We start from the raw sequence: 3,877 nt of genomic DNA, 5'->3' as shown, positions 1-3,877 counted from the left end.
GCTGATCGGTGCGCCCCCCGGCTATGTCGGCTACGACCAGGGGGGTCTGCTGACCGAGGCGATCACCAAGCAGCCCCATTGCGTGCTGCTGCTCGACGAGATCGAGAAGGCGCATCCCGAGGTCTTCAACCTGCTGCTGCAGGTCATGGACCATGGCCGATTGACCGACAACAACGGCCGCGAGGCGGACTTCCGTCACGTGATCCTGATCATGACCTCCAACGCCGGGGTCGAGCAGGCCACGCGGCGCTCCATCGGCTTCCAGACCCAGGACCACTCCACCGATGCCATGGAGGTGATCCGCAAGACCTTCTCACCGGAGTTCCGCAACCGCCTGGACGGCATCATCCAGTTCCATGCCCTGCCCACCACGGTGGTGCGCAACGTGGTGGACAAGTTTCTGGTCGAATTGCAGGCGCAGCTCGATGAGAAGCGGGTTCAGCTCGACGTGGACGAGGCCGCCCGGGACTGGCTGGCCGAGAAGGGCTACGACCCCGACATGGGTGCGCGCCCGATGGCCCGCTTGATCCAGGAGAAGCTCAAGAAGCCGCTGGCCGAGCTGATCCTGTTCGGCGAGCTGGCCGAGCATGGCGGGGTGGTCCACGTCAGCGTGGAGGAGGACGAACTCCACCTCTCTACGGAGTCGGAGCTTGCCGACGCGCCCTGACAGGACTCAGGTGGCCACCAACATACAGCGCCCTGTCTGAGGACGGGGCGTTGTTCGTTCAGGCCAGGCAGCGGGGGAAACGGCGGGCGGTGCAGCCGGCGTGCGGCATGCCCGGCCGAGGCTCAGCGAGCCCGGTAGACGATCCGTCCCTTGGACAGGTCGTAGGGAGTCAGCTCGACCTTGACCTTGTCGCCGGTGAGGATGCGGATGTAGTGCTTGCGCATCTTGCCCGAGATGTGGGCGGTGACCACGTGGCCGTTTTCCAGCTCGACGCGGAACGTGGTGTTGGGAAGGGTATCGACGACGACGCCTTCCATTTCGATATGGTCTTCACGTGCCATATAGGCGGTTCCTCGCTGATGATGACAGAAGAAGGCGGCACGGTCTCACGGCTCTGCCGCCCGTGGCCACAAGATAGCGCGATATTGTGCCGCATGCCGCTCGTCAAGGCAAAGGAAGCCGCTCAATGCTTCCCCCCTAGAGCGCAATCATGCGCCGCCAGTGGCGGCCGTCGAGCATCTCCAGCGGCCGAAAGGACTGCTTGTAGTTCATCTTGCGGCACTCGCGGATCCAGTAGCCGAGATAGACATGGGGCAGTCCCTGGTCCAGAGCACGCTGGATCAACGTGAGCACGGCGAAGGTGCCCAGCGAGCGACGCTCCAGTGCCGGCGCCGGGTCGAAGAAGGTGTAGATGGCCGAGAGACCGTGCTCGAGCTGGTCGAAGGCCGAGACCGCCACCAGCCGGCCGTCGAGGCGGAATTCCAGAAGTCGGGCGTAGGCCTGGTCGAGGGTCAGAAAGGTGCGATACTGCTCGTGACTCGGCGGGTACATGTCACCGTCGGCGTGACGGGTCCGGACGTAGTGAGCATAGAGTGCATAGTGCTCGGCATCGAACAGGGCAGGACGCACGTGCAAGGTCAGATCGGCATTGCGGTGGATCAGCTTGCGCTGGGTGCGGCTCGGCGCGAACTCGGCCACCGGGATGCGTACCGAGATGCAAGCGTTGCAGGCATCGCAGTGGGGACGATAGAGGTGGCGGCCGCTGCGGCGGAAACCGAGTAGGGCCAGGGCGTCGTAGACCCCCTGGCCGGGTGATTCCTGGGGGTCGAGAAACAGGGTGGTCGCTTCGCGGCCTTCCAGGTAGCTGCAGGCATGGGGCACGGTCAGGAAAAAGCGCAGGTCCCTGACCGGCTGCCGGGGGGCATTGCTGCTCAAGGCTGCCATCTCCTCTGAATCAATGGCCCGCAATGGTGCCGATCGCATCGAAGGCCCAGGTCGGTGCCGGCACACCATCGACCGCCTCCCGGTGGTCATTGCCGGCATTGCCCAGCCACTCTTCAAGATAGCCGATGAACTCGGTTCGGGCGATGTCCCGGGCACCCAGACTGGCCAGGTGCCTGGTATGCATCTGGCAGTCGATCAGTCGGCCGCCGCCGGCAGCCATGGCCCGGGCCAGGTGTACCAGGGCGACCTTCGAGGCATCCGTCTGCCGCGAGAACATCGATTCGCCGAAGAAGACCGGCCCCATGGCCACCCCGTAGAGGCCGCCCACCAGCTCGCCGGCTCGCCAGACCTCCACCGAGTGCGCCGCACCGAGCCAATGCAGCCGCCCATAGGCTTCGTGCATCTCGGCGGTGATCCAGGTGCCGGGCTGGCCGTCGCGGGGTGCCGCGCATGCCGTTACCACCTGGTCGAAGGCGATATCGGCGGTGACCTGGAAGCCAGCGTTGCGCAGCCGCTTGGCGAGGCTGCGCCGCACCCGGATCTCGTCCGGAAACAGTACCATGCGCGGGTCCGGGCTCCACCACAATACCGGCTGGTCATCGCTGAACCAGGGGAAGATGCCGCGCCGATAGGCGGCAAGTAGCCATTCCGGGGTCAGGGCGCCGCCGGCGGCCAGCAGGCCATCGGGGTCGCGCAGGGCGGAGCCCACGGGCGGAAAGCCCACGGGACGGTCGGGGAGCCAGGGGAGCATGGGCGGCGTCTTCCTCGTTGAGACCCACACAGTCTGCCGCGCCGCGGAATGGGGCTCAAGGCATCAAGGCCCCTGTGATGGTGAGCGCTTGCTCGGTATGATTGAGCGCAGTGAAATTCGGAAGTCGCCATGTTGGCGCAAGGGGGATGGCCGCTTGAGTGTCAAGAAGAGGACTTCGTCACGTCGGGTGACGGCGGCGAATGCCAGGGAGACGGCGAAGCGCTTCGGCCTGCGGCTGCAGGGTTCAGTTCGCGAGGGCGTGGTGATCCTGCTGCTGGCTGCCTGTGTGTTCCTGCTGTTGGCGCTCTACAGTTTCCGCGCCGAGGACCCCGGCTGGTCGCGCAGTGGCCCCGAAACCGAGGTCGCCAACTGGATGGGGTCCATCGGGGCCTGGCTAGCCGATGTGCTCTACTCGCTGTTCGGGGTCAGTGCCCTGTGGTGGCCCGGCATGCTGGGCTTCGCCGCCTGGTGGCTGATCCGCTCGCGGCAGGTGCGCTTCGAGTGGGACGCTACCGCCCTGGCGGTACGCTGCGGGGGGCTCGTGCTGCTGCTGCTGGGTTCTACCACCCTGGGAGCGCTGCACTTCTACCGTCCCGATGGTCCCTTGCCCTACTCCACGGGGGGCATCCTCGGCGAGGGGCTGGTCGGTGCCCTGCTTCCCCTGGTGGGGTCGGGTGGTACCGGCCTGCTGGCGGTGGCCGCCATGCTCTGTGGCTTCCCCCTGTTTACCGGGCTCTCCTGGCTGACGGTGATGGACGAGCTGGGCCACCGCAGCCTGGTGCTGTGGCGATGGGTGGCTGATCGTTTCGGTCTGGTGCGTGAACGGCGCGCCGAGCGGCGTGATCAGCATGCTCGGGAGGAGAGCGAGCCGGCGGTCGCCAAACCCGATGAGCAGGGGGCCGGCGCGGCCCCGCCCGAGGCCGCGCACCGGCCGCGCTGGTGGCAGCGTCTGGGGAGCGGGCCTCGTCGCGAGGCCGAATCGGCGCTGGCCACTGAGGGGGGCTCGCGTCGCGAGCCAGGTTTCGGCAACGACGGCGCGACCGACATTCCCTGGGAAGTGCCCGAGCGCACGCCCTCGGCCAAGACGCCCGGGGCGGCCTATGCCACCCGGGCCTCCCGAGAGGCCATGGAGCCGCGGGTGGAGATCACCCCATCGGCAGAACGGGGCCTCGCGTCCGATGAGCGCGCTGGGGCGGTGCCCGCTGACGCCTCGATCTCCCAGGCGCCACGCGAGC

Annotated in this window: 5 protein-coding genes; 2 read left to right on the top strand and 3 right to left on the bottom strand. The window is 67.2% G+C overall.

Annotation, left to right across the window (positions count from 1 at the left end):
* A partial coding sequence (locus RI841_RS15160) for an AAA family ATPase (RefSeq protein ID WP_310706467.1) occupies nucleotides 1-667 on the top strand: 667 nt, incomplete at its 5' end.
* A 122-nt stretch (nucleotides 668-789) separates the two neighbouring features.
* On the opposite strand, the gene infA is transcribed toward RI841_RS15160, so the two are convergent.
* The 3 genes from infA to aat form a co-directional block, all read right to left on the bottom strand.
* Nucleotides 790-1,008 (bottom strand): translation initiation factor IF-1, encoded by a 219-nt coding sequence (gene infA, locus RI841_RS15155; protein ID WP_089847867.1) that lies wholly within the window; start codon nucleotides 1,006-1,008, stop codon nucleotides 790-792.
* A gap of 136 nt (nucleotides 1,009-1,144) precedes the next feature.
* Nucleotides 1,145-1,882, bottom strand: coding sequence for an arginyltransferase (locus RI841_RS15150; RefSeq protein ID WP_310706466.1), 738 nt, complete (start codon nucleotides 1,880-1,882; stop codon nucleotides 1,145-1,147).
* 19 nt (nucleotides 1,883-1,901) lie between these two features.
* Nucleotides 1,902-2,642 carry a leucyl/phenylalanyl-tRNA--protein transferase gene (gene aat / locus RI841_RS15145; RefSeq protein ID WP_310706465.1) on the bottom strand — a complete coding sequence of 247 codons (741 nt, stop codon included), beginning with the start codon at nucleotides 2,640-2,642 and terminating at the stop codon, nucleotides 1,902-1,904.
* A gap of 154 nt (nucleotides 2,643-2,796) precedes the next feature.
* Here aat and RI841_RS15140 point away from each other — a divergent pair.
* Nucleotides 2,797-3,877 (top strand): DNA translocase FtsK 4TM domain-containing protein (locus tag RI841_RS15140; protein WP_310706464.1); only part of this gene is annotated, 1,081 nt, incomplete at its 3' end.

Origin of the sequence: Halomonas sp. (assembly GCF_031581305.1) — a bacterium.
Taxonomy (GTDB): Bacteria; Pseudomonadota; Gammaproteobacteria; order Pseudomonadales; family Halomonadaceae; genus Halomonas.
This window is presented reverse-complemented; position numbering and strand designations above follow the sequence as displayed.